Source organism: Pseudomonas sp. RIT-To-2 (genome assembly GCF_029623465.1).
Lineage (GTDB): Bacteria > Pseudomonadota > Gammaproteobacteria > Pseudomonadales > Pseudomonadaceae > Aquipseudomonas > Aquipseudomonas silvicola.
Genome location: NZ_JAPYKM010000047.1, coordinates 17,869 through 42,209, shown reverse-complemented (window position 1 = coordinate 42,209; position 24,341 = coordinate 17,869). Strand labels below are relative to the sequence as shown.

Below are 24,341 nucleotides of genomic sequence, written 5' to 3'. Positions count from 1 at the left end.
AGGGCGCTGGAGAAACCCAAGCCATGCACCTAGAGGCCATGATGCGGTTTCATGACAGGCTTTTAGGGCCCCACCGGAGATCTCATCATGGCCACCAAGCGCTAGTCGATGGTGTTGTAGCGCCCTTGAGATCGAGCGCCGCCCGCGCGGCGCTTCGCGAGCAAGCTCTGCTCCTACATCTGTTTCGGGCCAGTTATGTCAGTGGGATTGCCTTGTCCGCCTTGTTTTTCCGGCTTGAGACCGTAGCAGGGCCGCCAGGCGCATGCCTTGGTTTTTCCGGCGCCCTTGAGACCGTGCGCCGCCCGCGCGGCGCTTCGCGAGCAAGCTCTGCTCCTACATCTGTTTCGGGCCAGTTATGTCAGTGGGATTGCCTTGTCCGCCTTGTTTTTCCGGCTTGAGACCGTAGCAAGGCCGCCAGGCGCATGCCTTGGTTTTTCCGGCGCCCTTGAGACCGCGCGCCGCCCGCGCGGCGCTTCGCGAGCAAGCCCGCTCCTACATCTGTTTCGGGCCAGTTATGCCTGTGCCATTGCCTGGTCCGCCTTGTTTTTCCGGCTTGAGACCGTAGCAGGGCCGCCAGGCGCATGCCTTGGTTTTTCCGGCGCCCTTGAGACCGCGCGCCGCCCGCGCGGCGCTTCGCGAGCAAGCTCTGCTCCAACGTTTGTTTCGGGCCAGTTATGCCTGTGCCATTGCCTCGACCGCCTTGTTTGCCTGGCTCAAATCCGTGTTACCAGCGCCTGCGGGCCGTGGGTCAGGGCTTGCTTGAGAAATTCAATGCACACCCGAATCTTCTCCGATTCCCCACCCCGCGCCGTGGTCACCGCCCACACGTCCGCCGGCTGGCGGTAACCCGGCAGCACTTGCACCAGTTCTCCCGCCTTGAGGCTGGCCGCGACGTCCCACATCGAGGCCATGATGATGCCGTACCCCTCGTGCGCCCACTGGCGCACCACGTCGCTGTGGTTGGAGGCCATGGGGCCGGTGACTTTGACGCTCTCTTCGCCATTCGCGCCGTGCAGGCGCCACAGGCCGAAGCGCTGGTCACGCTCGCGGAACAGCAGGCAGTCGTGCTGGGCCAGTTCGGCCAGGCTGCGCGGGGCGCCCATGCGTTCTACATAGGCGGGGGCGGCGCACAGGATGCGGTAGCTGCTGGTGATGCGGTGGGCAATCAGGTGCTGTTCCAGTACTTCGCCCACGCGGATGTCGATGTCGAAGTTCTCGGCGATCAGGTCGGCACGCCGGTCCAGCAGCTCCAGCCACACCTCCAGCGCCGGGTAGCGCTGGCGCAGGCGCGCCATCACCGGCGCGATGTATTCGCGGCCCAGGCGCAGGCTGGTGCTGATACGCAGCGCGCCGCGCGGTTCGTTGCGTACCCCGGACAAGGCCTGGAACATGTCGTCGACATTACCCAACAGGGTCTGGGCCCACGTGAAGGCTGTTTCGCCGTCGGCGGTGATGTTGACGCGGCGGGTGGTGCGCTGGAACAGCTTGACCCCCAGGGACGCTTCCAGCAACGCGATGCGCTTGCTCAGGTGGGCCGGTGAAATGCCGCTTTCCTGGGCTGCCGTGACGAAGCTGGCATGGCGGGCCACGCTGCAGAACAATTGCAGGTCGCGCAGGAAAGGCTCATTGTTCGCTAATCGCGCATTCTGAATCTTCATAATGAACGATTATGTCCTGATCGCACTGGATTAAGCTACGGCCATTGCTCACCATAATAATCAGAGAGCCCTATGCCCCTTCTTCGTATCGCCGTGGCCGGCGCCGGCATGATCGGTCGCAGCCACCTTGAACAGATTGATGCCAGCCCGGACTGCCAACTGGCGGCCATTGTCGACCCCTCTGCGGCGGCCGCGCAGTTGGCCGAGCGTTTCCAGGTGCCCCTGTACCCGTCCCTGGATGCGTTGCTTGCCGCCGACACCCCGGATGGCATCATCCTCGCCACGCCCAACCACCTGCACGTGCCCCAGGCCATGGCGTGTCTGGCGGCGGGGGTGCCGGCGCTGGTGGAGAAACCCCTGGCTCACAGCCTGGAAGAGGGCGAGCGCCTGTATGCCGCCAGTCTGGCATCGAATACGCCGTTGCTGGTTGGCCACCACCGGGCTCATAGCCCGATCCTGGAACAGGCTCGGCGGCTGGTTGCCGAGGGCGTGCTGGGTGATCTGGTGGCGGTGATGGGCAGCGCGCTGTTCTTCAAGCCGGACGAGTATTTTGCCGCAGGGCCCTGGCGCACAGTGGCGGGTGGCGGGCCGATCCTGCTGAACCTGATCCATGAGATCGGTAACCTGCGATCCCTGTGCGGCGAAATCGTCGAGGTGCAGGCCATGGCGTCCAGCAGCACCCGCGGCTTCGAGGTGGAAGACACGGCCGCCATCCTGCTGCGCTTCGCCAGCGGCGCGCTGGGCACCTTCATGCTGTCGGACACCGCGGCCAGCCCGCGCAGTTGGGAGCAGACCAGCGAAGAAAACAAAAGCTACTGCCACTATGACGATGAAGACTGCTACGTGATCACCGGCACCTTTGGCCAACTGTCGGTGCCCACCATGCGCCTCAAACGGTTCGGCAAGGCCGAGGACCGGTCGTGGTGGAAACCGTTCGATTGCGAGCAATTGGCCCAGGAACGGGATGACCCGCTGGCACGGCAACTGGCGCACTTCTGCCAGGTGATTCGCGGGCAGGCGCAACCGTTGGTGAGCGTGCGCGACGGGTTGCAGAACCTGCGAGTGGTAGAGGCCATCGCCCAGGCGTGCCATGGGCGTGAACGGGTGCTGATCCCGCAATAGCCTCGCATGACCACCGCCGCGTAGCAGCGGACCTGGCCGCGTCGGCGGTGCAGGCGGTGTACCTGGTGCTGCGTGGCGTTCATGACGCGGCCGGGTCCGCTGCTACAGTTCGAGGTGGCCACCGCCTTTACTTGAGGAACACGACCTTTGTTCGATGTGCTCGCCATCACCGCGCCGATTTTCATCATCATTGGCCTGGGCTACCTGGCCTCTGCCCTGAAACTGCTGAGCCGCGAGCAGGTGCGCGGGGTTGGCACGTTCGTGATCATCTTCTGCCTGCCCGCCCTGGTGATCCATGCCCTGGCCGACCGGCCCATCAGCGAAGTCTTCAACAGCCATTACCTGCTGGCCTACGGCCTGGCCTCGCTGGGCAGTTTCGCCATCGGTTTCACGGTCTTTCACCGTACGCGTCAGGCCAGCGTGGCCAACGCCGCCATCGCGGGCATGGGCATGTCGGTGTCCAACAGCGGTTTCATCGGCTACCCCATCGCCGCGATGGTCGCGGGGCCTTCCGCAGTGGTGGCGCTGGCCTTGGGCATGATCATCGAAAACCTGGTGATGATCCCTCTGGCGCTGGCCTTGGCCGAAGCCGGGGAGCAGCAGGGTGGTTCTGCCCGACGCGTCATCGGCGAGACCCTCAAGCGCCTGGGCAAGAACCCGTTGATCGTGTCGATCATCATCGGCGGCGCCCTGTCGCTGGCCGGCGTGCGCATTCCCGTGGCGCCGCTCAAAGTCATCGAGATGCTGGCGCAGGCCTCGGCGCCGGCAGCGCTGTTCGTGATCGGCGGGGTACTGTTCGGCACCAAAGTGCGTGGGCAGTTGCAGGAGCTGGGTCTGATCGGTGCGGGCAAGCTGCTGGTGCACCCCTCGCTGGCGGCGCTGATGTTCTGGGTGCTGGGCGACATACCGCTGCCGATGGTGCTGGCGGGCGTGGTGATCGCTGCCGCGCCGATGATGAGTGTGTACCCCATCCTCGGCCAGCGTTTTGGTTTGGAAGGCCGCTGCGCGGCGGCGCTGGTGCTGACGACCCTGGCGTCGTTCTTCACCATCAGCGTGGTACTGGTCATCGCGCGGATGTGAGGTACTGTAAGATTTGACAGGTGTGGACCTGGAATATCCTGGGTTTAATGGCACTTCATTCGAACAGGAGTGCCGCCATGAGCCAGCCCGAATCCATTCTTCCCGAGCTAAGCGTGCCAGAGAAAGGTGGAGAGCCGAATCTCCCCGGCCAAGTTTCGTTTGTCACAGGGTCACGTGTATGCACCTACTCACTGCGCGCATCCACTACGACTATCCGGCTGGCCTACAACGCACCTGAGGGCCTCATCCTGCAATATGACCTGATGACCGGCGACGGTATTTCCACTATCCGTTTTGACACCGTTCCCGTGCAGGGCGTTATCGTTAACGACCGGGGCGCCTATGTCGCTGGCCAGTATGACTTCCTCACAGGCACTGCGGGGCTGACGTTCACGCTGGGGCTGCGTGACGCCGATGTTGGCGACTTCATCGTTTCCCCCGCGGGGCCGTTCCCTTATGCAGGGGGCGTTGGAACGACCGTCAGGTCCTACAAGTGGACGTCCGTTCGCCTGTACAAGCGGGGGGTCATACCACGCGGTACCCACACCATAGCTGCCGGCCAACTGGCGGCCTATGCCTTCGGCGCCAGCAAGTTCACCCATGTCAGGTGGGTGACCGAGCGAGCGGTGCAAATCATCGTGAGCTGACGGGTGATGGTTCAGGCCGCAGGGCGGCGTCGTTGCCGCACCAGGTGCTTGAAGCCCTCGATGATCAGCACCACTACCGCCAGCCAGATCGGCAGGTAGGTGAACCACTGATCACGGGCGATGCTTTCGCCCAGCAGCAGCGCCACGCCGACCAGCAGCACCGGTTCGACGTAGCTGAGCAGGCCGAACAGGCTGAATGGTAATAGCCGGCTGGCCATGACATACGACACCAGCGCCAGGGCGCTGATCATGCCCAGCACCGGGATCAGGCCATAGAGCGCTGGGTGCTGGAGCAGGTCGGCCGATGACAGTGGGCCGGTGGTCACGAACCACAGCGCCGGCACCATCATCAGGCACATGTCGGTCCACAGCCCGCCCAGGTGGTCGGTATTGCACTTGCGCCGCAGCACGAAGTAGGCCGGGTAGCCGGAGGCAACCACCAGGGTTTCCCAGGCGAAGCTGCCGTGTACCCACAGCTCGTGCCCCACGCCGCACAGGGCGAAACCCACGGCCACCTTCTGCAGGTACGACAAGCGTTCGCCGTACACCACCCGTCCGGTCAGCACCATGGTCAGCGGCAGCAGGAAGTACCCCAGTGACACCGGCAGGCTGCGGCCATGCAAGGGCGCCCAGAGGAACAGCCATAGCTGTACGCCAAGGAGCGACGCGGTGCCAACGCTTCCCAGCACCAGAATGGGGCGTTCGCGCATGCGTTCGAGCAGGCCGATGACCAGCTTGAAGTCGCGGGTGATGAGCAGAAACAGAGTCACGCACGGCACGGTGAGCAGGATGCGCCAGCCGAAGATTTCTTCGCCATCGAGCGGGGTCAGCAGCGATGTATAGAAGTACATCACGGCAAACAGCGTCGATGCCATGACGGACGAAATGATGCCTTTGGACAAGGGAGCCTCTGAGACGCGGGGTGGAACGGGCAGGTAAGCGGGCAATGATCGCATTCGCAAGCAGGGTGTGTCACCAGAATGGGGCGGCCATTGATACATTTCGGTGCACGCTGGAAAGGTGGCTGCCGGTGGTTTGGTAAGGCCAGGGGGTACCCGACAGTGCAGATCTAACCAAACAGTTCATATAGCAAGATGATTGGATCCAGCCGAACGGTAGGCTCAGCCTATCGACGCCGTAGTGGCATACTGATATATTCGCGCCACTTCTCACCACCCATCGTGTGCCATCATGTACCCCCTCAAGTCACTTCTGGCAGCCTGCGTGCTGCTCAGCGGGTGCAACGGAATGCCGACCGCCTTCACCACGGACCCTGTCTATGATCAAGCCTTCGTCGTTCACTCAGGGGGGCCTTTGCCTTTCATGCTGATGGGCACGGCGGTGCAGTGGAACGCCGACTACGCGGTGACCGTCAAGCACATCCCGTACCTGTCGGGGGCTGTCTACCAGGGCCAGGCCGATGTGCAGTTCTTCCGCCACAAGGCCGACCACGCACCCCAATGGCGGGCGTATGCGCCGGGCGAGACATTGACGGCAGTGGGTTTCAACTCTCTGTACGTACCCGTCAAGGGTGAAGGCCACGCCCTGCCGGCCATGGTACGCCTGAGCGCCCAGGAAGGCGGCGTGATGTACGGCACCCATGATGGCGCCACCGCGAAAGGCATGTCCGGCGGCCCGGTGTTTGCAGCCGACGGCAAGGTGGTGGGCATCAACGTTGCCTACCTGACCCGCGGCGACCTGGCGGGCCTGAAGCGTGCAGACCTGGCCAACGAGCCACGGGTGAGCATCTTCCTGCCCTATGCCGAAATCACTCGCGAGTGGCAGCGGTACCTGGCGCAGTCGCAGCCGTTGCAGGCGCCAGCCACCAAGTTGGCGAGCCGCTGATCGCCGCCCTGCCTGTCAGCGCTCGCGCAGGGCTTCGCGGGCGCGGTTCAGCGGTTTGATCAAATAGTCGAGCACGGTTTTCTCGCCGGTACGGATGTCGACGGTGGCGATCATGCCCGGGACGATGGCGAAGGTCTTGCCGGCCTTGTTGCGCAATACGTCAGCCTTGGTGCGGATGAACACCCGGTAGTAGAACACTTCCGGCTTGGCTTCGTCCTGGATGGTGTCCGGGGAGATGGTCACGACCTTGCCGTCCAGGCTGCCGTAGATGGAATAGTCATAGGCGGTGATCTTGACCTTGGCTTCCTGGTCCGGGTGGATGAAGGCGATGTCCCGCGGGGCTATGCGGGTTTCGATCAGCAGTTGCTCGTCCAGCGGCACGATTTCCATCAGTTGGCCGTTCGGCGGTACGACGCCGCCCACCGTGGTCACCTTGATGTCCTTGACGATCCCGCGCACCGGCGAGCGCAAGGTCAGGCGTTCCAGCGAGTCGTTGCGTCCGCGAATGATGGCCACCAGCATGTCTGCCTCGGCGTTGGCCTTGGCCAGGTCTTCACGGGCGCGCACCATGTAGTCCGAGCGCGCCTCGGTGGCCTTGAGCTCGAGTTCCGAGCGCTGGCGGTTCAGCCGCAGCACCTCGACGCGGCTGGACGCGCCGATCTTGGCCAGGTTTTCGGTGATCTCCAGCTCGCTGCGCACCAGGCGCAGGCTGTCCTGAATACCCGCCAGGGTCGCCTCCAGGCCTCGGCGGCGGGTGGTGTACAACTCGGTTTCGGCGCGGGTCAGGTCAGGGTAGGCTGCCAGTGATTCGGGAAACTTCAATGGCTTGTCGCTGACCTCGGCCTGCAAACGGCTGACGCTGGCCAGCGCGGCGCGGTATTTGGCTTCGCTCTCGCCGACGTTGGATTCGTTCTTCACCGGGTCGAGCTGGGCCAGCACCTCGCCGCGTTCCACCAGGGCGCCCTCAGTGACGTTCATCTGCTTGATGATGCCGCCTTCCATGGACTGGATCACCTGCTCGCGGGAGCTGGGAATGACCTTGCCGGTGCCGGTGGACACCTCCACCACCTGGAACCAGTAGGCCCAGGCGAAAAAGCAGCCCAGCATCAGCGCGCAGCCCCAGATCACCCGGGTGCCGCGCACCAGGCCACGGTCGTCATCGCCGTCCAGATAGGACGCGTGCTCGTAAGTGCTCATGCCTGGGCTCCTTGGGGTTGCTTGAGGCGCGCCAGCGCGGCGTCGCGGTGGTCATCAATGACGATGCGTCCACCGTCGAGCACGATGATCCGCTCCACCAATTGCAGCAGGCTGACCCGGTGGGTGGCCACCACCAGGGTGCGGCCCTGGGTCCAGGTGGCCAGTTGTTCCAGCAGGCGCCGTTCGGTGATGTCATCGAGGCTGGCGGTGGGCTCGTCCAGCAACAGTACCTGGGGCTGGCGCAGCAGCAGGCGAGACAGCAGCAGGCTCTGGCGCTGGCCGCCGGACAGGCCCTGGCCGCCTTCCAGGATGAGGTGGTCCATGCCCTTGGGCAGCAGGCGCACGAAATCCAGGGCACCGGTCAGCGACAGCGCCGCGAGGATCTCCTGGTCGCTGGCCTGGCCGGCGCCCAGGGTGATGTTGTCGCGCAGGGTGCCGTGAAACAGCCGCGCGTGCTGGGCCATCAGGCCCACGTCGCGGCGTAGGTCGGCGGGGTCCAGGTGGGGCAGGGCAATGCCGTCCAGGGTGGTCTCGCCGGTGCTCAGGTCCATGGCCCCGGCCAACGCTTGCAGCAGGGTGGACTTGCCGGCGCCATTGCGGCCCAGCACGGCGATGTGCTCGCCCGGGCGGATGGTCAGGTTCAGGGCACTGAGGGCCGGCGCGGCCTCTTCGCTGTAGCGGAAGCTGGCCTGCTTGAACTGATAGTCGCCACGAATGGCCGGCAGGTGCACCCGCTGGCTGCCTTCGGGGTGGTCCACCGGCAACTGCATGATGCGGTTCAGGCCTTCCAGCGCCACCTTGGCCTGCTGCCAGCGGGTCAGCACGTGGGTCAGTTGCGCCATCGGCGCCATCATTCGGGACGACAGGATCGAGGCCGCCACCAGGCTGCCGGTGGTCAGGTCGCCGGCGATGACCATGGGTGCGCCGAACACGATCACCACCGCGAACACCGCGCTCTGCACGTTCTGGGTCCAGGCCACCAGGCTGTTGGTGAGGTTGCGCAGGCGCAGGCTGCTCTCCGCGGAAGCTGCGTTGTACTGGTTCCACTGCTGCTGGAAGCGTTGCTCGGCCTGCAGCGCCTTGATGTCGTCCAGGCCCTGGATGCTTTCCACCAGCATGGCGTTGCGCAAGGCGGCCTCGCGCATGGACTCGTTGGCCAGGCGCGCCAGCTTGCGTTGCGCCAGGATACCGGGCAATACCATGGCCACCAGGGCGACCACGGGGATGGCCACCAGGGCGCCACCGATCAGGTAGAACACCAGCAGGAACAGCAGGAAGAACGGCAGGTCGGCCAGCGCCGTGGCGGTGCTGGAGGTGATCAGGTCGCGAATTTGTTCCAGCTCGCGCAACTGCGAAATGAACGAGCCGGTCGAGCGCGGGCGTGCCGAGTTGCGCAGGCGCAAGGCGTGCCCGAACACCAGGTCGGACACCCGCAGGTCGGCGCGCTTGCCCAGCAGGTCAGTGATGCGCAAACGCGCGATGCGCATGACGAAATCGAACACCACCGACAGCAGCACGCCACCGAACAGCACGTACAGGGTGGGCAAGGATTCGGCCGGGATCACCCGGTCGTACACCTGCATGGAAAACAGCACCCCGGCCAGGCCCAGCAGGTTGGCCACCAGCGAGGCGATCATCACGTGGGTGTAGGGGCGCAGGTCGCGCAGCACGATGCGGCGGAACCAGTGTTCGTCGAAGGGCTTGACGTAGTCGTCGGTGCGCACGTCGCTCAGGGCCCGGGTGGGGCGCAGCACCACGGTGCGTATCGCTTCGCCCGCCAGGGTGGCCGGGGCCAGGCGGCTTTGCAGGCCCTGGTCGCCGCTGAACACCACGCCCAGTTCGCCGTCCTCGCCCACGCTTTCCACCACGCCCACCTGGCCGTCGCGCAACTGCACCACCAGCGGCGCGCGCCAGCGGCTGAGGCTGCGCCGGTCGAAACCGGCGAACTTGACGCTCAGCCCGGCCTGGCGGGCCATGTGGCGAACCACGTCTTCCAGGCGCCCGTCCGGTTGCAGGGAGGCGAGGCGGATGCTTTCCGGCGACACATCCAGGCGGTAGTGGCGGGCCACGGTGAGCACGGCTTCAAGCCACGGCGCGTAGTCGGCCTTGGGGGCGGCGCCGGCTGGGTCGTGGGGGATGACGATGGCGTCGGTCATGGCTGGATCTCCACGTGCTGGATGGTGCTGTGGTCGATGCCGAAGGCGCGGCGCAGGCCACCACCGTTGTACAGGCAATCGATTTGCAGGCGGCGCAGGTCGGCCACGGTGTTTTCCAGGTCGAAGCGCGACTGGTAGATCTCCTGCTCGGCATTGAGCAGGTCCAGCAGGGGGCGGGTACCCAGTTCCAGGTATTGCTTGCCGTAGAGCTCGCGGGCCTGGCTGATGCTGGCCTCGCGGGTTTTCAGGGCATCGAGGCGCCTGCCCAGGCCAGCGGTCTGTGACTGGGCTTCGGTGAGGCCCTGGCGCGCCTGCAGGCGGGCGGCGTCCTCGGCTGAATCGGCGGCGGTCAGGGCATGGCCGGCGGCGCGGCTGCGCGCGCTGATGGCGCCGCCCTGGTAGATCGGCACTTCCAGGTTGAGGAAAATGCCCACCTGGGTACGGTCCACCGCCGGGTTGTCCTTGTTGTAGTCGTTGTCCAGGTACTGGTTGAACGACGGTTCCAGCGACAGGGTAGGGTAGGCCTCGGCCTTGGCCTGGGCCAGTTCCGCCTGGGCCTGGCTGCGCTGCGCCACGGCGGCGAGCACGGCAGGCAGGGCATCGCCGTTGTCCGGTGCCACGCACGACTGGTTCAGCCCGGGCGCGAAGGCATCGGTGACCTGCGGCACGCTGCGCCGCCCCAGCAGGTTGGCCAGGGTTGACTGCCAGCGTGCGTACTGGGCCTTGTAGTCTTGCAGGGTGGCCATGCCGCCTTCCGCCCTGGACTGCGCCTGAACCACGTCGGAGCGGGTACTGGCGCCCATGTCGCTGCGTTGCTGGGCCAGGTCGACGATGTCGCCGATGCCATGGATCTGGTCGCGCGCGATCACCAGCAGGTGCTGGTAGCGCTGCACTTCGATGTAGGCATAGGCGGTGTCGCGGGCCACCTGGTCGATGGCCAGCAGGATATTGGCCTGGCTCTGCGCCACCTTGGCGCGGGCGGCGTCGACGGCGTTGTCGACCTTGCCAAAGTCATAAAGCATCTGCTTGAGCGAGATGCTGATGGCCTGGGTGTTGCGGTCACCGTCATACCCGCTGTCGTAGCCGCCTTTGATACCCCCCGTGACCTGGGGGTAGTAGCCGGCCTGGGCGACGTTGATGCCTTCGCCCTGTTGGTAGAGGGTGCCGATGGCCTGGCCGATGCTGGGATGCCAGTCCACCGCCACGCGAATGGCCTGCTCCAGCCCCAGGGACTGCTCACTGGCCTTGACCGAGGCCGGGCCCGTGGGCTCGGCGTTGACCCGGTCGGGCGCGGTGCGCAATTTGCTCGGGCTGATCACGCTGAGCCCGGGGTCCAGATGGTCGTCGGCCGTGGCCGATGGGGAAAACGTGTACTGCAGGCTGGTGGTCAATACGACCGCCGATAACATCCCTAGTCGAACTGGCTTCACGTAAGTCCCTTACTGTGGTTCTGAATTCCTTTGCCCAGTGCAGGGGCTGGCTTGCCAGCGAGCTTTTCAATGCTGCCGAACAGCTCGCTGGCAAGCCAGCTCCCGCAGGGCTGATGCCTACTTCATTACCCTAGTGCAATTTAGACCACATGCACCCCGCTCTGTACCCAAAGATGGTGGCTGGGATCTTGCTCGGGCGTGTACTGGGTATAACTCACGCCGTCGGCGGTCTCCGTGCCGCTGGCTGTCCACGTATCGGTCATGTGCACGCTGTCCTGGCTGTTGCCCTTGATGATCAGTTTGCTGTCACCACTCTCGATCACCGCCAGCATGTCAGCCAGGTTCAGGGTCAAGGCCACCGCGCTGGTGCTGTTGAGGTCCAGGATCTCGATGTTGTGGATGCGGCTGGCCAGGGTGCCCAGGTCGATGGTGGCGTCGCCGCCGTCCCACATCAGCGTGTCGGTGCCGGTGCCGCCGTCCACCGAGGCAAAGTTCTGGTCGTGGACGATCATGGTGTCGTTGCCGGCACCGCCGATGATGGTCACCGCGCCGCCGTGGATGGCGTCCAGTGTGTCGTTGCCGTCGGTGCCTTGCAGCACCTCGGTACTGGTGCTGGCCGCCGCCACCGTGGTGGTCGCGGTGCTGGTTTCATCGCTGACCAGGGCCAGCGCACTGAAAGTGCTGGCGGTGGCACCGGCCTGGGTCAGGTCGATGGTCAGGGTGGAGATGTCGGTGGTGCCGTTGGGGTGGGTGAGTTCGTAGGTGAACACATCACTGTGGCCGATCGCCGCGTCCGTCAGCCCGGCGTTGAGCGTGTAGGTGTAGCTACCGTCGGCATGCACCAGCAGCGAGCCGTAGGTGCCGGCGATGGTGGTGCCGTTGTAGCCGGGCGTTACGTAGCTGCCGGCCAATAGCACGCTGAGCACGGTGTAGGCCGAGCCCAGGATGTCGGCACCGCCGCCCGCGGTATCGGTCAGCAGGTTGCCGACGACCGGCGTGTAGCTGCCCACCACGTACTGGTTGGTGTAGGTGGCCACGTTGGTGATGCTGGTGGTGATGCTGCTGGCCAGGCCAATGCCGGTGACGACGACCTTGACCTGGTAGGTGCCGGAGGTCTGGTCGTCGAAGGTCACGCCATAGTTGTTGCCACCCAGGCTCAGCAGCGCGCCACCGCTGACGCTTTTCACCAGCACGTACTGGCCGGTGCTGGTGTTGAGCTTGTACAGGCCCAGGGTCAGGCTGCTGGCCAGGCTCAGCAGGTTGCTGGCGTTGAGGGTGACCGTCAGGTCGCTCACCGTGTTCGCCGCCACGCTGGTGGTGTAGGTGGCATTGGCGCCACCCAGCAGCGGCACGGACAGCGTGCCCAGGGTAGCGGTGCTGGTCACCTCTTTGGCCGCCAGGGTAATGCTGGTGCTGGCGATATCGTAGGTGGCGTCCACCACGGTGGCGGCGGCCGCCAGGTTGGTGCTGCTCCAGGTCTCGGTGGACTGCGGGCTTTCAATGCGTACGTACAGCGTCGCGGTGGCGCTCAGGCCGTTGGCGTGCACCAGCTGGTAGGTGAAGGTGTCCACCTGGCCGATGCTGCTGGTGCTGCCGTTGGCGGTGTACGTGTAGCTGCCATCGGCATGGATCACCAGGGTGCCGTACAGCCCCTGCACCGTCGTGCCGGCGCCACTGGCGGCGGTGACGAAGGTGCCGTTCTTGGAAATCTGCAGCACGGCGGCGCTGTCCGGGCCCAGTTGGTCGGCCAGGCCGTTGGTGCCCAGGTCGGTGAGCACGTTACCGGTGGTGGCCACGCCCGCCGAACCGGTGAACTGCGTCAGGCTGCTGGTCTGCTGTGTTACGTCGGTGGTGACCGTGGTCAGCACACCAATGCCGCTGCTGGACACCACCAGGCGGTAGTCGCCGGACAGCAGCGCGCTGATGTTGACCTGCACTTCCTGGGAATTGATGGTCAGCAGGTCGAGGATGCCGCGGCTGCCGTTGACGTCCAGGGTGACCCAGTTGCCGCTGGCGTCCTTGACCTGCAGGGTGTAGCTGACACCGGTGAGCAGTGACACCAGGCTGCCCGCAGTCAGCGTCATGCTCGAGGTTACCGAGGTGCCGCTGCCCACGGTGAAGGTGTAGGTCTTGGAGAAACCGGCCAGCAGGGTGGTGAAGGAGTCCGTGTAGTGGGTTGTGGTGCTCACCGGGGTCAGGCTGACCGTGGCCACGGCCAGGTCGTTGCTGGCAGTGACCGGGGCATTGGCGTCCAGGTCAGGGGCGGTGACCGTCACTGCGGTCGAGACGTTGCCGTTGGCGTCGGTGAGGCTGACGCTGAGGGTTTCTCCGTTGATCTGCGCGGCGCTGAGGACCACGCTGAACACCCCGGTGCCACCCACGGTGCCAGTCCCCAGCACCAGGCCGGAAGCGGCCTTGATGGTGACGATGCTGTTGGCCTCGCCGGTACCGCTGACGGTGAGACCATCGGCGCTGACCAGCAGGGTACCGGCCGCGGCGGGTGGGGTCAGGTCCGGCGCGATGGTGGTCGCGGCGGTCGAGACGTTGCCGCTGGGGTCGGCCTGGGTGACGCTCAGGACCTGGCTGTTGATCTGCGCGGTCGTCAGGGCCACCGAGAAGCTGCCGTTGGCGGCCACGGTGGTGGTACCCAGTACCGACGTACCGGCGCGCACGGTGACGGTGGAACCGGCCACGCCGGTACCGGTCACCAGGGTGCCACTGGCGTTCACCAGAACGCCGGTAGGCGCGGCGGGTGCCGTGGTGTCGGGTGCGGTCAGGCTGGCCGTGGCCGAGGCGTTGCCGGCCACATCGGTCTGGCGCACGGTCAGCACTTGGCCATCGAGCTGGGCGCTGCTCAGGGTCACGGTGAAGGTGCCCCCGAGGCCGACCACCGCGGTGCCCAAGGTGGTGCCGCCATTGCTGACGGTAACCGTGGCGCCGGCCTCGCCGGTGCCAGTCACGGTGATGCCGTTGGCGGCCAGCGCCAGGGCCCCAGGGGCAGTGGGCGCCTGTGTGTCCAGGGCCGTCAGGGTCGACGCCAGCGAGGCATTGCCGGCGGCGTCGGTCTGCACCAGGGTCAGCACCTGGCCGTTGAGCTGGGCGGTGCCCAGCGTCACGGTGAAGGTACCGGCCGAGCCCACCTGGGTGGTGCCCAGCACGGTGCCAGTGGCACTGGTCACGGTGACCGTGGCCCCGGCTTCGCCGGTACCGGTGACTTGCAGGCCGCTGCTGGTCAATGCCAGATTGGCCAATTGCGCCGGCGCGGTGGTGTCATTGGCCACCAGCGTGGTCCCGGCCGAGACGTTGCCGGCCGCATCCGCCTGGCTGACGGTCAGGGTCTGGCCGTTCAGTTGCGCGGCACTGAGGGTGACGGCAAAGGTGCCGCCGACCACGGTGCCGGTGCCCAGCACCGTGCCAGCGGCGTTGGTGACGGTCACTGTGGCGCCGGTCTCGCCCAGCCCCGACAGCACCAGGCCCGCGGCATCGAGGGCCAGCACGCTGGGCGCCACCGGAGCGGTGGTGTCCGCAGCCTGGACGGTCACCGAGGTAGAGGTGTTGGCGTAGGCATCGGTCTGCACCGCAGTCAACACTTGACCGTTGGTCTGTGCGGCATTGAGGTTGACGCTGAAGGTACCGCCGACGCCGACCACGCCGGTGCCCAGCAGCGCCCCGGTAGCCGATGTGATCGTCACCGTCGCACCCACTTCACCGTGGCCGGTCACCAGCAGGCCGGCACCCGTGACCGCCAGGCCCGTCAGCGGGTCAGGCGCGGTGGTGTCGGCAGCGATCAGTTCGGTCGGCAGCGAGGCGCCACCGGCCTGGGTACTAGCGGTGACCGACAAGGTCTGGCCGTTGGTCTGCGGCGTGGTCAGGGTCAGGTCGAAGATGCCGTTGCTGCCCGTGGTACCGGTGCCCAGCACCGTGCCGGTGGCGCTGTACACGGTGATGGTGGTGCCCGCCGCGGCGACACCGTTGAGGGTCACGCCGTCGGCGGCCAGCACCACATCGGTCGGTGCATCGGGTGCCGGGGCGACCGGCACGATCAAATCCGCGGAGACCGAGGTGTTGTTGCTGGCATCGGTCTGCACCACGGTGAGCACGGCGTTGGCGTCGATGCCGGCGGACAGGTTGATCACGAAGGTGCCGTTGGCGGCGACGACACCGCTACCTACTGAGGTACCGTCGGCATCGGTGACCAGCACCGTGGCCCCGACTTCGCCACGCCCGGCCAGCAGGCTGTGGTCGGCGCTGATGCTCAGGTTGGTGACGGCATCGGGTGCCTGGGTGTCGAGCGTGGTGTAGATCAGCGGCGTGGAGGCATTGGACGAGGCATCGGCGGCGACGATCGACAGTACCTGGCCATTGATTTGCGCAGGGGCCAGGGTCACGGTGTAAATCCCGCCCGCTGTGGCGGTGGCCGTACCCAGCTCGGTGCCGTCGACGCTCCTGACGGTCACCAGGCTATTGGCCTCGGCGGTACCGGTCAGGGTCACACCATCGACGGACAGGGAAGTGACCGTGGGCGCGGCAGGGGCGGTGATGTCGCTGGCGGTCACTGTCTGGTTGCCAGACAGGTTGCCCGCGACGTCAGTCTGGCTGACGGTGAGCGTCTCGCCGTTGAGTTGCGCACTGCTCAGCCCCACGCTGAAGTGGCCGTCGGCGGCCACGGTGGTGGTGCCCAGTTCAACGCCCGCGGCGCTGCGCACCGTGACAGTGGCATTGGCTTCGCCAAGCCCGGTGACGGTCAGGCCACTGGGGCTGACGGCCAAGGCGGTGACGTCGGCAGGCGCGGTGGTGTCGCCCGCCTGGTACACCAGGGGCAGGCTGTGGTTGCCAGCGGTATCCGTCTGCACCAGGGTCAACAGCTCGCCGTTCACCTGAGCGCTGCTCAAGGGCGTGCTGAAGGTGCCGTCGGCGGCGACGGTCACGGTGGCAAGCACGCCACCGGTGGCCGTGGTGACCACCAGGGTCGCGCCGGCTTCGCCGGTGCCGGTCAGGGTCAGGCCATCGGCACTGAGCGCAGTGACCGTCGGTGCGGTGGGTGCGGTGACGTCGCTGGCCACCAGGCTGGCGGTGACGGAAGGGTTGCCTGCGGCGTCCTGTTGCACCACCGACAGTTGTTCACCGTTGAGCTGAGCGGCGTTCAGGGTCAGGGTGAACTGACCATTGGCGTCGACTGTGCCGGTGCCCAGCGTGGTGCCGGCGGCGTTGGTGACCGTGACACTGGCTCCGGCCTCACCGGCACCGCTGAGCACCAGGCCAGTGGCGTCCAGTGCCAGCCCGGTGACGGCGGCGGGTGCTGTGATGTCCGGGGCGATCTGAGTAGCGGTGGCCGAGGTGTTGCCGGCCGCGTCGGTCAGGGTCACCCACACGGTCTGGCCATTGGTCTGGGCCGTATCCAGGGTAATCAGGAAATGCCCGGTGCTGTCGACGGTCCCAGTGCCGACTTCAGTGTTGTCAGCCAGGATGATGCGCACGGCCGTGCCTGCCTCGCCCACGCCACTGAGTACCGTCCCGCTGGCATTGAATTGCAACTGCGTGGCCAGGTCAGGTGGGGTCAGGTCCGGCGCGTTCACCACCACCGGGGTGCTGACGTTGCCGGGTGGGTCGGCCTGCTGCACGGTCAGCGCCTGGCCGTTGATTTGTGGGGTGCTCAAGCTGACGCTGAAGGTGCCGTCGGCCAGCACCACGGCGGTACCCAACACCAGCCCTGCCGGGTCTTTCACGATGACGGTGGCGCCGGCTTCGCCGGTACCGGTGACCAGAGCGCCGGCGGCGTTGATGGCTACATCGGCCAGTGGGTCAGGGGCAGTGAAGTCAGGGGTGGTCAGGGTGGCGGTGGGCGACACGTTGCCCGAAGCGTCGGCCTGTACCAGGGTCAGCACTTCGGCGTTGGTCAGCGGCGTGGCGAGCACCAGCGTGAAGGTGCCGGTGGCCCCTACGGTTGCGGTGCCAAGCGGTACGCCGAGGCTATCGCTGACCGTGACGATCGCGCCAGCTTCACCGTGGCCTGTGAGGGTAGCGCCATCGCTGGCGATGGCCAGTTGGGTGAGCGCCGAGGGCGCGGTGGTGTCCACCGACGTCAGGTCGGTGGCCGCCGAGGTATTGCCAGCAGCATCGGTGAGGGTCACGGCCAGTTGCTGGCCGTTGGCCTGAGGCGTGTTGAGGGTGATCTGGAAGCTGCCGTCCACGTTCACGGTGCCGGTGCCCAGCAGGTCGCCGGCGGCGTTGACCACCTTGACCGTGGTGCCCGCCTCGCCGGTACCGGAAAGCAGCAGGCCGTTGCTGCTGACCGTCAGGCCGGTGGGTGCGTCGGGGGCGATCAGGTCCGGTGCGGTCAGGTTGACGCTGGGCGATTCGTTGCCCGCGGCGTCGGTCTGGCTCAGGCTCAAGAGTTGGCCGTTGGTCTGCGCCGCGTTCAGGGTGACGCTGAAGGTGCCATTGGCCCCCACCACGGCGGTACCCAGTTCGATACCGCCCTGGCCCAGTACGGTGACCGTCGCACCGGCTTCGCCATGCCCGGTGAGGGCAGTGCCGTTCGCGGCCAGGTGCAGGTCGCTGAGGGCGGTTGGCGCGGTGACGTCGGCGGCGATGAGGCCGGTGGGCAGCGAGTTGATGCCGTCGCTGGAAGTGGCCGTGGCCGATAGCTGTTCGCCATTGAGCTGGGCGCTGGTCAAGGTGATGCTGAAGGTGCCATCGCTGGCCACTTGGGCGGTGCCCAGCACGGTGCCGGCGGCGTTGTGCACGCTGACGCTGCTGCCGGCGGTGGCATTGCCGGTCAGGCTCAGGCCGTCGGCGCTGAGCACCAGGTTGGTGGGGGCCGGTTCGGCAAGGCTGCCGGGGGCGGTCACGTTGGCGGCGCCGGAGGCATTGCCGGCCGCGTCGGTCTGCACCACGCTGAGGGTGCTGCCGGCGGCTGCGGCAGGCGCCAGGGTCAGGCTGAAGCTGCCGTTGCTGGCCACGGTGCCGGTGCCCAGCAGCGTGCCGCTGGCGTCGCGCACGGTGACGGTGGCACCGACTTCGCCCTGGCCAGCCACGGTGGCGCCGTCGGCGGCCACCGCGAGGTTGGTCACCGCCAGTGGCGCGGTGGTGTCCGCGGCGGTATAGCTGGCGGCCGTGGAGACGTTGCCTGCGGCGTCCGTGGCGGTCACCGACAGCGCCTGGCCGTTGGTCTGGGCGCTGCCCAGGGTCAGTTGGAAGGTGCCGTTGGCCGCGGCGATGGCGGTGCCCAGCACGGCCCCCTGGGCGTTGCTGACGGTCACGGTGCTGCCGGCCTCGGCATGGCCGGTCAGTTGCAGGCCAGCGCTGTTGAGGGCGAGGTCCGTGGGGCTGTCGGGCGGTGTCAGGTCTTGTGCGGTCACGGTGACAGCCGTGGAGACGTTGCCCGGTGGGTCCTCCTGGGTCACGGTCAACACTTGCGCGTTGAGCTGCGGGGTATTGAGCGTCAGGGTAAAGGCGCCATTGCTGGCCACCAGGCCGGTGCCCAGCAAGGTGCCGTCGGCGCTGCGCACGCTGACCGTGGCATTGGGTTCGCCGTGGCCGGTCACGGTGATGCCATCGGCGTTGACGGCCACTTGGGTCAGCGCGGCGGGCGGGGTGATGTCCGGTGCGGTCAGGGTCGCCGAAGGCGAGGCATTGCCCGCGGCATCGGTCTGGTAGATGTCCAGGGTCTGGCCATTGTTCGGGGCTGGGGCCAGGGCGACCGAGAAGGTGCCATTGGCGGCCACGGTCGCGGTGCCCAGCAGCACGCCGCTGCTGTCGGTCACGCGCACCGTGGCACCGACTTCACCGGTGCCGTTGAGGGTGGCGCCGTCGCTGCTGATGGCCAGGTTGGCGACCGCTGCCGGTGGCGTGGTGTCGACGGTTGCCACCGTGGCGTCGGCGGAGACGTTGCCCGCCGCGTCGGTGAGGCTCACGTGCAAGGTACCGCCGTCGGTCTGGGCCGGCGCGACGGTGATCTGGAAATTGCCGCTCTGGTCGACCGTGCCGGTACCCACCACGGCGCCCGCGGCATTGGTCACGGTCACGGTAGCCCCGGCTTCGCCCTGGCCGTTGACCACGGTGCCGACGTTATTGATGGCCAGGCCGGTGGCGGCATCGGGCGCGGTCAGGTCCGGCGCCACGGTGCTGGCCGGTTGCGAGACGTTGCCGGCGGGGTCGGCCTGGGTCACGGTGAGGGCCTGGGCGTCGGCCTGGGTCGGGGTCAGGGTAATGACAAAGGTGCCGTTGCTGGCCACCGTGGCGGTGCCCAGCACGGTACCGGCGCTGTCCAGCGCCGTGACGGTGGCGCCCACCTCGCCCTTGCCGGTGAGGGTGGTGCCGGTGCTGTTGACGGCGACGTCGGTCGGCGCATCGGGGGCCGTGCTGTCACTGGCGACCACGGTGCTGGGCACTGACGTGTGGTTGGCGCTGTCCGTGGCGGTCACGTGCAGCACCTGGGCATTGAGCTGCGCCGTGGCGAAGCGGATGCTGAAGCGTCCCAGGCTATTGACCGTGGTGGTCCCCAGGTTGGTGCCGGCGCTGTCCACCACCGTGATGGTGCTGCCAGCGGTGCCGGCGCCGGTCAGGGTGGTGCCGTCGCTGCTCAAGGCGAGGTCGCTGGGCGCGGCCACCTGGGTGCCGTCCGGGCCAGCCACGTCCACGGGGTTGGAGCTGTTGTTGGCGGCATCCGTGCTGACCACGCTGAGGGTGCTGCCATTGCTGGCCGCGGTGGTCAAGGTAATGACGAACACGCCGTCGCTGCCCACGGTGCCGCTGCCCAGCACGGTGGAGCCTTCGCGCACGGTGACGGTGCTGCCGGCTTCACCGGTGCCCGACACCTGAGTGCCATCGGGGCTGACGGCCAGGTTGGTGACATCCTGGGGCGCGGTGGTGTCCGGCGCGCTGACGGCACCGGGCAGGGACGTATTGTTGCTGGCGTCGGTCGCCGTCACCTGCAGCGGCTGGGCATTGGTTTGCGCGGTGTTCAAGATGACGCTAAACACGCCATTGCCATCGGCGCTGGCCTCGCCCAGCAGGGTGCCGTCGGCGGCACGAACCTGGACGCTGCTGTTGGCCTCGGCGGTGCCGGTGACGGTCAGGCCATCCGTGCTGACGGCCAGGTCAGTGGGGGCTGCGGGCGCGGTCAGGTCCGGGGCGGTCACGGTGGTGACGGCCGATGGGTTCTGCGCCGTGTCGAGCTGGTTGACGCTCAGCACTTCACCGTTGAGCTGCGCCGGGGTCAGGGTGACGGTGAAGGTGCCGTTGCCGGCGACCACGGCGCTGCCCAGCAGCGTGCCGTCGCTGGCACGTACATACACGGTATCGCCGGCTTCACCGGTACCGGTCACGGTGGCGCCGTTGCCGCTGATGGCCAGGCTGCCTACCTGTGCCGGTGGAGTGTTGTCGGCGGCGGTCAGGCTAGCGTCGGCCGAGGTGTTGTTGCTGGCGTCGGACTGGTTGACCCGCAGCACCTGGCCATCGGCCTGGGCGCTGTTAAGTGCCACGGTGAAGGTGCCGCCGGTGCTGACGATGTCACTGCCCAGCAAGGTGCCGTCGCGGCTGTATACATGCACGGTAGCGCCGGGTTCGCCGGTGCCGCTGAGCGCATCGCCGGCGCCATTCAGGGTCAGGTTGGCAGGTGCGTCAGGTGCTTGAATATCGGGCGCGGTCAGGTCAGTGCCGGGGCTGGCATTACCCGCCGCATCGGTTTGCAGCGCGGTCAAGGCCTGGCCGTTGATCTGCGCCGGGCTGAGGGTGACTTCGAAGGTGCCGTTGCTGCCGACCACTGCCGAGCCGATGCTGTTGCCATCGGCATCACGCACGGTGACCGTGGCGCCCACTTCACCGTGGCCGCTGACCAGGGTGCCGTTGGCGGAGATGTCGACGCTGGTCAGGCCGCTGGGCGCCACCAGGTCGGGGGCGGTGACCTGCGCAGGCGTGGACGGGTTGCCGGCGGCGTCGGCCAGTACGACCTGTAATGCTTCAGCATCAATTTGCGCTGGGGCCAGGGTGACACTGAAATGCCCGGTGCCGTCCACGGTCGCGGTGCCCAGTACGGTGCCAGAGGGGTCGCGCACGGTCACCGTGGCGCCGATTTCACCGCTGCCGGTCAGCACGTTGCCGCTGGCATTGACCGCCAGGTCGGTGGCAGCGTTGGGCGCCAGGGTGTCGGGGGCGATGAAGGTGACCGGGCCGGCGCCATTGCCGACCGCGTCGGTGGCGGCCACCAGCAGGGTCTGGCCGTTGTTCTGAGCGCTGCTGAGGGTGACGCTGAAGGTACCGTCGGCCGCGACGATGGCGGTGCCCAGGGCATTGCCGTTGGCATCGGTGACGGTGATGTGCGCGCCTGCCTCGCCGTTGCCGGTCAGCACCGTGCCGGCCACGTTCAGCGCTAGTCCGCCGGGTTGCAGCGGGCCGTCCAGGTCAGGGGCGGTGATGGCGGTGGCCGGCGAGGGGTTGCCCGCCGCGTCGGTGAGGGTCACTTGCAGCGCCTGGCCGTCCACCTGGGCGCTGGCCAGGGTCACGGCGAAGCTGCCACTGGCCGAGACCACCGCGGTACCCAGGACATTACCGTTGGCATCGGTGACGCTGACCGTAGCGCCCACTTCGCCACGGCCAGTCAACAGCAGGCCGTTGGCGTTGACGACAAGGTCGGTGGCGGCGGTCGGGCCGGTGATGTCGGGCGCTGTCACCGGTACGGTCACCGAGCTTTCGCCGTTGCCGTCGATGGCTGTGACGTCCAGCACTTCGCCATTGGCCTGTGCGGGAGTGAGGGTAATGGTGAATTCGCCATTGCTGGCGACCACGGCCGAGCCCAGCAGGTTGCCACTGCCGTCTCGCACCTCGACCAGGTTGCCGGCGGTAGCGCTGCCGGTTACCAGGCTACCGTCGGCGTTGACCACCAGGGCCGATGGTGTGCCGGGGCCATCGGCATCCGGGGCCAGCACGGTGATGGCGGGCGAGGTATTGCCCTGGGCGTCGGCCTGGACCACCCTGACCGTGTCGCCCTGGGTCACGCCGGGTGCCAGGGTGACTTCGAAGGTGCCGTTGGCGCCGACCGTGCCGGTGCCGATGACGGTACCCGCGGCATTGGTGATGCTGACCGTGGCGCCGACCTCGCCCTGGCCGGACAGCGCTATGCCGTCGGCACTGATGACCACGTTGGTGACCGGGTCGGGCGCGGTGGTATCACCGGCCTGCAGGGCTACCGGTGCGCTGCTGTTGCCGGCGGCGTCGGTGGCGGTGACGTCCAGGTGTTCGCCGTTGGTCTGGGCGCTGTCCAGGGTCAGGCTGAAGGTACCGTCCTGGGCCGCGCGGGCAGCACCGATCACTTGGCCGTTGGCATCATGCACCAGCACCCGGGCGCCGGGCTCGGTGGTACCGGTCAGCGTCAGGCCGTCGGCGGACAGCACCAGGTTGGCCGGTTGTGCAGGCGGTTGAATGTCGGGGGCTGTCAGGGCCACGTTGGCCGAGACGTTGCCGGCAGCATCGGTGAGGGTGACCTGCAGCACCTGGCCGTTGTCCTGGGCTGGGCTGATGCTGATGCTGAATAACCCGTCGGCGCCGACCACGGCGGAACCCAGCACCGTGCCATTGGCGTCGATGATGGTGGCGGTGCTGCCGGCCTCGCCATGGCCGCTGACCAGGGTGCCGCTGCCACTGATCGCCACATCCATGGGCGCGTCGGGCGGGGTGGTGTCGGGGTTGCCGATGTCGGGTGCCACTGCCGTGGCGGGGCTGGAGGTATTGCCGGCCGCGTCCGTGGCACTGATGTTCAGGGTTTGGCCATCGGTCTGGGCCGGGCTCAAGGTGAGGGTGAAGGTACCGTCGGCAGCGGCCACGGCAGTGCCCAGCAGGCTGCCATCGGCGGCGCGCACGGTCACGGTCGAGCCTGCCTCGGCGGTGCCGGTCAGTTGGCTGCCGTCGGCGCTGACGGCGAGGTTGCCGGGGGCGTCGGGGGCGGTGGTGTCGGCGGCGGTCACGGTGCCGGACGCAGAGGCGTTGCCGGCGGCATCGGTAGCGTTGACGGTCAGGGTCTGGCCGTTGGCCTGGGGCTGGCTCAGGGTCAGGGTGAAGGTACCGTCGGCGGCGGCCACGGCGGTGCCCAGCACGCTGCCGTCGGCGGCTCGCACGGTCACGGTGGAACCTGCCTCGGCGGTGCCGCTCAGTTGGGTGCCGTCGGCGCTGACGGCCAGGTTGCCGGGGGCGTCGGGGGCGCTGGTGTCGGCGGCGGTGACGGTACCGGGCGCCGAGACATTGCCTGCAGCGTCGGTGAGGGTCACGTCCAAGGTCTGGCCGTTGGTTTGCGGGTTGCTCAAGCTGACCTGGAAGCTGCCGTCGCTGCCGACGGTGCCGCTGCCCAGCACATTGCCAGCGGCATCGCGCACGGTCACGGTGCTACCGATTTCGCCCAGGCCGCTGAGCACCAGGCCGTTGCCGGACAGGCTCAGGCCAGTGGGGGAGTCCGGGGCCGTGGTGTCGGCGGCGGTGCCACTGTCGCTGCTGCCGCCACCGCCACCGCCGCCACCCACCGCGGCCGCGGTGGCACCGCCGGCCCCCAGCAGGCCAAGGCCGGCGATCGCCCATTCAGGGGTAGCACTGCCGACCACGCCGACGCCCGCCAGCAGGTCGTCGAGCGACGATACTTGAGCAAACGTAAAGCCGTGGAAGGCTTCGGCGTTGTACTGCGCCTGCCACAGGGTGCCGTTCTCATCCTGGAACACCATGTCACTGCGCACGCCCTCGGCGTTGGCCTTGAAGAAGTTGCTGACCCGCACATGCTCGCCGTTCTTGAGATTGAGCACGGCATCGTCACCGGAGCGGGTGACGGACGCGACCTGGTCAGGGGGTACGGGAATCTGTACAACGGCGGGGTTTGGCAGTGACACATCGCCAAATTGCTGGGCGGTGACTTGGGCAGTTGCTTTGTCGGCGACGACGATATTGTCCATTATCGGCTCTTCCTTTCGCTTTCTTGTCAGTCACCACACTGCACTGCGTGGTGATCATCACTACGGCTGCATGCGGGCAGGCAGCACCGAAAAAACCTGTACAGATTGGATCCTGTAGGTATAGCAAAGGGCTACGAAAGCGCGCGCTAGCTTGCTGGCTAGCAAGGTTTATGCGACAGGCGGTGCGGGGTTATCGGAGGGAAACTTAGGTGTGACAGGTGGGATGACGGAAAAGTGCTTTTTTTTGTACAAAGAACGTTGGCATGTAGCGACA

10 protein-coding genes are annotated in these 24,341 nt (G+C 67.0%); 4 read left to right on the top strand and 6 right to left on the bottom strand.

Annotated elements, in window-relative coordinates; translation table 11 throughout:
* Window positions 1-713: 713 nt before the first annotated feature.
* Complete coding sequence (locus QBK88_RS27830) at window positions 714-1,658, bottom strand: LysR family transcriptional regulator (protein ID WP_277964582.1); 945 nt, start codon at window positions 1,656-1,658, stop codon at window positions 714-716.
* Between the two features lie 72 nt (window positions 1,659-1,730).
* On the opposite strand from QBK88_RS27830, the gene QBK88_RS27825 reads away from it, so the two are divergent.
* The 3 genes from QBK88_RS27825 (at window position 1,731) to QBK88_RS27815 (ending at window position 4,507) form a co-directional block, all read left to right on the top strand.
* Window positions 1,731-2,780 (top strand): Gfo/Idh/MocA family protein, encoded by a 1,050-nt coding sequence (locus tag QBK88_RS27825; RefSeq protein WP_277964581.1) that lies wholly within the window; start codon window positions 1,731-1,733, stop codon window positions 2,778-2,780.
* A 147-nt stretch (window positions 2,781-2,927) separates the two neighbouring features.
* Window positions 2,928-3,860: an AEC family transporter gene (locus tag QBK88_RS27820; protein WP_277964580.1), complete on the top strand. Its 933-nt coding sequence runs from the start codon at window positions 2,928-2,930 to the stop codon at window positions 3,858-3,860.
* Window positions 3,861-3,937: 77 nt separating this feature from the next.
* Window positions 3,938-4,507, top strand: coding sequence for a hypothetical protein (locus QBK88_RS27815; RefSeq protein ID WP_277964579.1), 570 nt, complete (start codon window positions 3,938-3,940; stop codon window positions 4,505-4,507).
* Window positions 4,508-4,518: 11 nt separating this feature from the next.
* Here the strand turns inward: QBK88_RS27815 and rarD are convergent, their stop codons facing one another.
* Entirely contained in the window at window positions 4,519-5,382 is an 864-nt protein-coding gene (gene rarD, locus QBK88_RS27810; RefSeq protein WP_445765016.1) for an EamA family transporter RarD, read from the bottom strand.
* Between the two features lie 373 nt (window positions 5,383-5,755).
* On the opposite strand from rarD, the gene QBK88_RS27805 reads away from it, so the two are divergent.
* Window positions 5,756-6,352: a trypsin-like peptidase domain-containing protein gene (locus QBK88_RS27805; protein ID WP_277964577.1), complete on the top strand. Its 597-nt coding sequence runs from the start codon at window positions 5,756-5,758 to the stop codon at window positions 6,350-6,352.
* A 15-nt stretch (window positions 6,353-6,367) separates the two neighbouring features.
* Here the strand turns inward: QBK88_RS27805 and QBK88_RS27800 are convergent, their stop codons facing one another.
* From QBK88_RS27800 to QBK88_RS27785, 4 genes are all read right to left on the bottom strand, one after another.
* Complete coding sequence (locus QBK88_RS27800; RefSeq protein ID WP_277964576.1) at window positions 6,368-7,549, bottom strand: HlyD family efflux transporter periplasmic adaptor subunit; 1,182 nt, start codon at window positions 7,547-7,549, stop codon at window positions 6,368-6,370.
* The gene (locus tag QBK88_RS27795; RefSeq protein WP_277964575.1) at window positions 7,546-9,705 is read right to left on the bottom strand and encodes a type I secretion system permease/ATPase; all 2,160 of its coding nucleotides are present in this window, start codon (window positions 9,703-9,705) and stop codon (window positions 7,546-7,548) included. The genes QBK88_RS27800 and QBK88_RS27795 overlap by 4 nt, the downstream gene beginning before the upstream one ends.
* Window positions 9,702-11,114: a TolC family outer membrane protein gene (locus QBK88_RS27790; RefSeq protein ID WP_445765015.1), complete on the bottom strand. Its 1,413-nt coding sequence runs from the start codon at window positions 11,112-11,114 to the stop codon at window positions 9,702-9,704. The genes QBK88_RS27795 and QBK88_RS27790 overlap by 4 nt, the downstream gene beginning before the upstream one ends.
* A gap of 161 nt (window positions 11,115-11,275) precedes the next feature.
* Window positions 11,276-24,067 carry a BapA/Bap/LapF family large adhesin gene (locus QBK88_RS27785; RefSeq protein WP_277964573.1) on the bottom strand — a complete coding sequence of 4,264 codons (12,792 nt, stop codon included), beginning with the start codon at window positions 24,065-24,067 and terminating at the stop codon, window positions 11,276-11,278.
* Between the last annotated feature and the right edge of the window lie 274 nt (window positions 24,068-24,341).

Excerpts from the sequence above, each read along its gene's own strand:
- QBK88_RS27830 (WP_277964582.1), bottom strand. The coding sequence starts at position 1,658 with ATGAAGATTCAGAATGCGCGATTAGCGAACAATGAGCCTTTCCTGCGC.
- QBK88_RS27825 (WP_277964581.1), top strand. The coding sequence starts at position 1,731 with ATGCCCCTTCTTCGTATCGCCGTGGCCGGCGCCGGCATGATCGGTCGC.
- QBK88_RS27815 (WP_277964579.1), top strand. The coding sequence starts at position 3,938 with ATGAGCCAGCCCGAATCCATTCTTCCCGAGCTAAGCGTGCCAGAGAAA.
- rarD (WP_445765016.1), bottom strand. The coding sequence starts at position 5,382 with ATGGCATCGACGCTGTTTGCCGTGATGTACTTCTATACATCGCTGCTG.
- QBK88_RS27805 (WP_277964577.1), top strand. The coding sequence starts at position 5,756 with ATGCCGACCGCCTTCACCACGGACCCTGTCTATGATCAAGCCTTCGTC.
- QBK88_RS27800 (WP_277964576.1), bottom strand. The coding sequence starts at position 7,549 with ATGAGCACTTACGAGCACGCGTCCTATCTGGACGGCGATGACGACCGT.
- QBK88_RS27795 (WP_277964575.1), bottom strand. The coding sequence starts at position 9,705 with ATGACCGACGCCATCGTCATCCCCCACGACCCAGCCGGCGCCGCCCCC.
- QBK88_RS27790 (WP_445765015.1), bottom strand. The coding sequence starts at position 11,114 with ATGTTATCGGCGGTCGTATTGACCACCAGCCTGCAGTACACGTTTTCC.
- QBK88_RS27785 (WP_277964573.1), bottom strand. The coding sequence starts at position 24,067 with ATGGACAATATCGTCGTCGCCGACAAAGCAACTGCCCAAGTCACCGCC.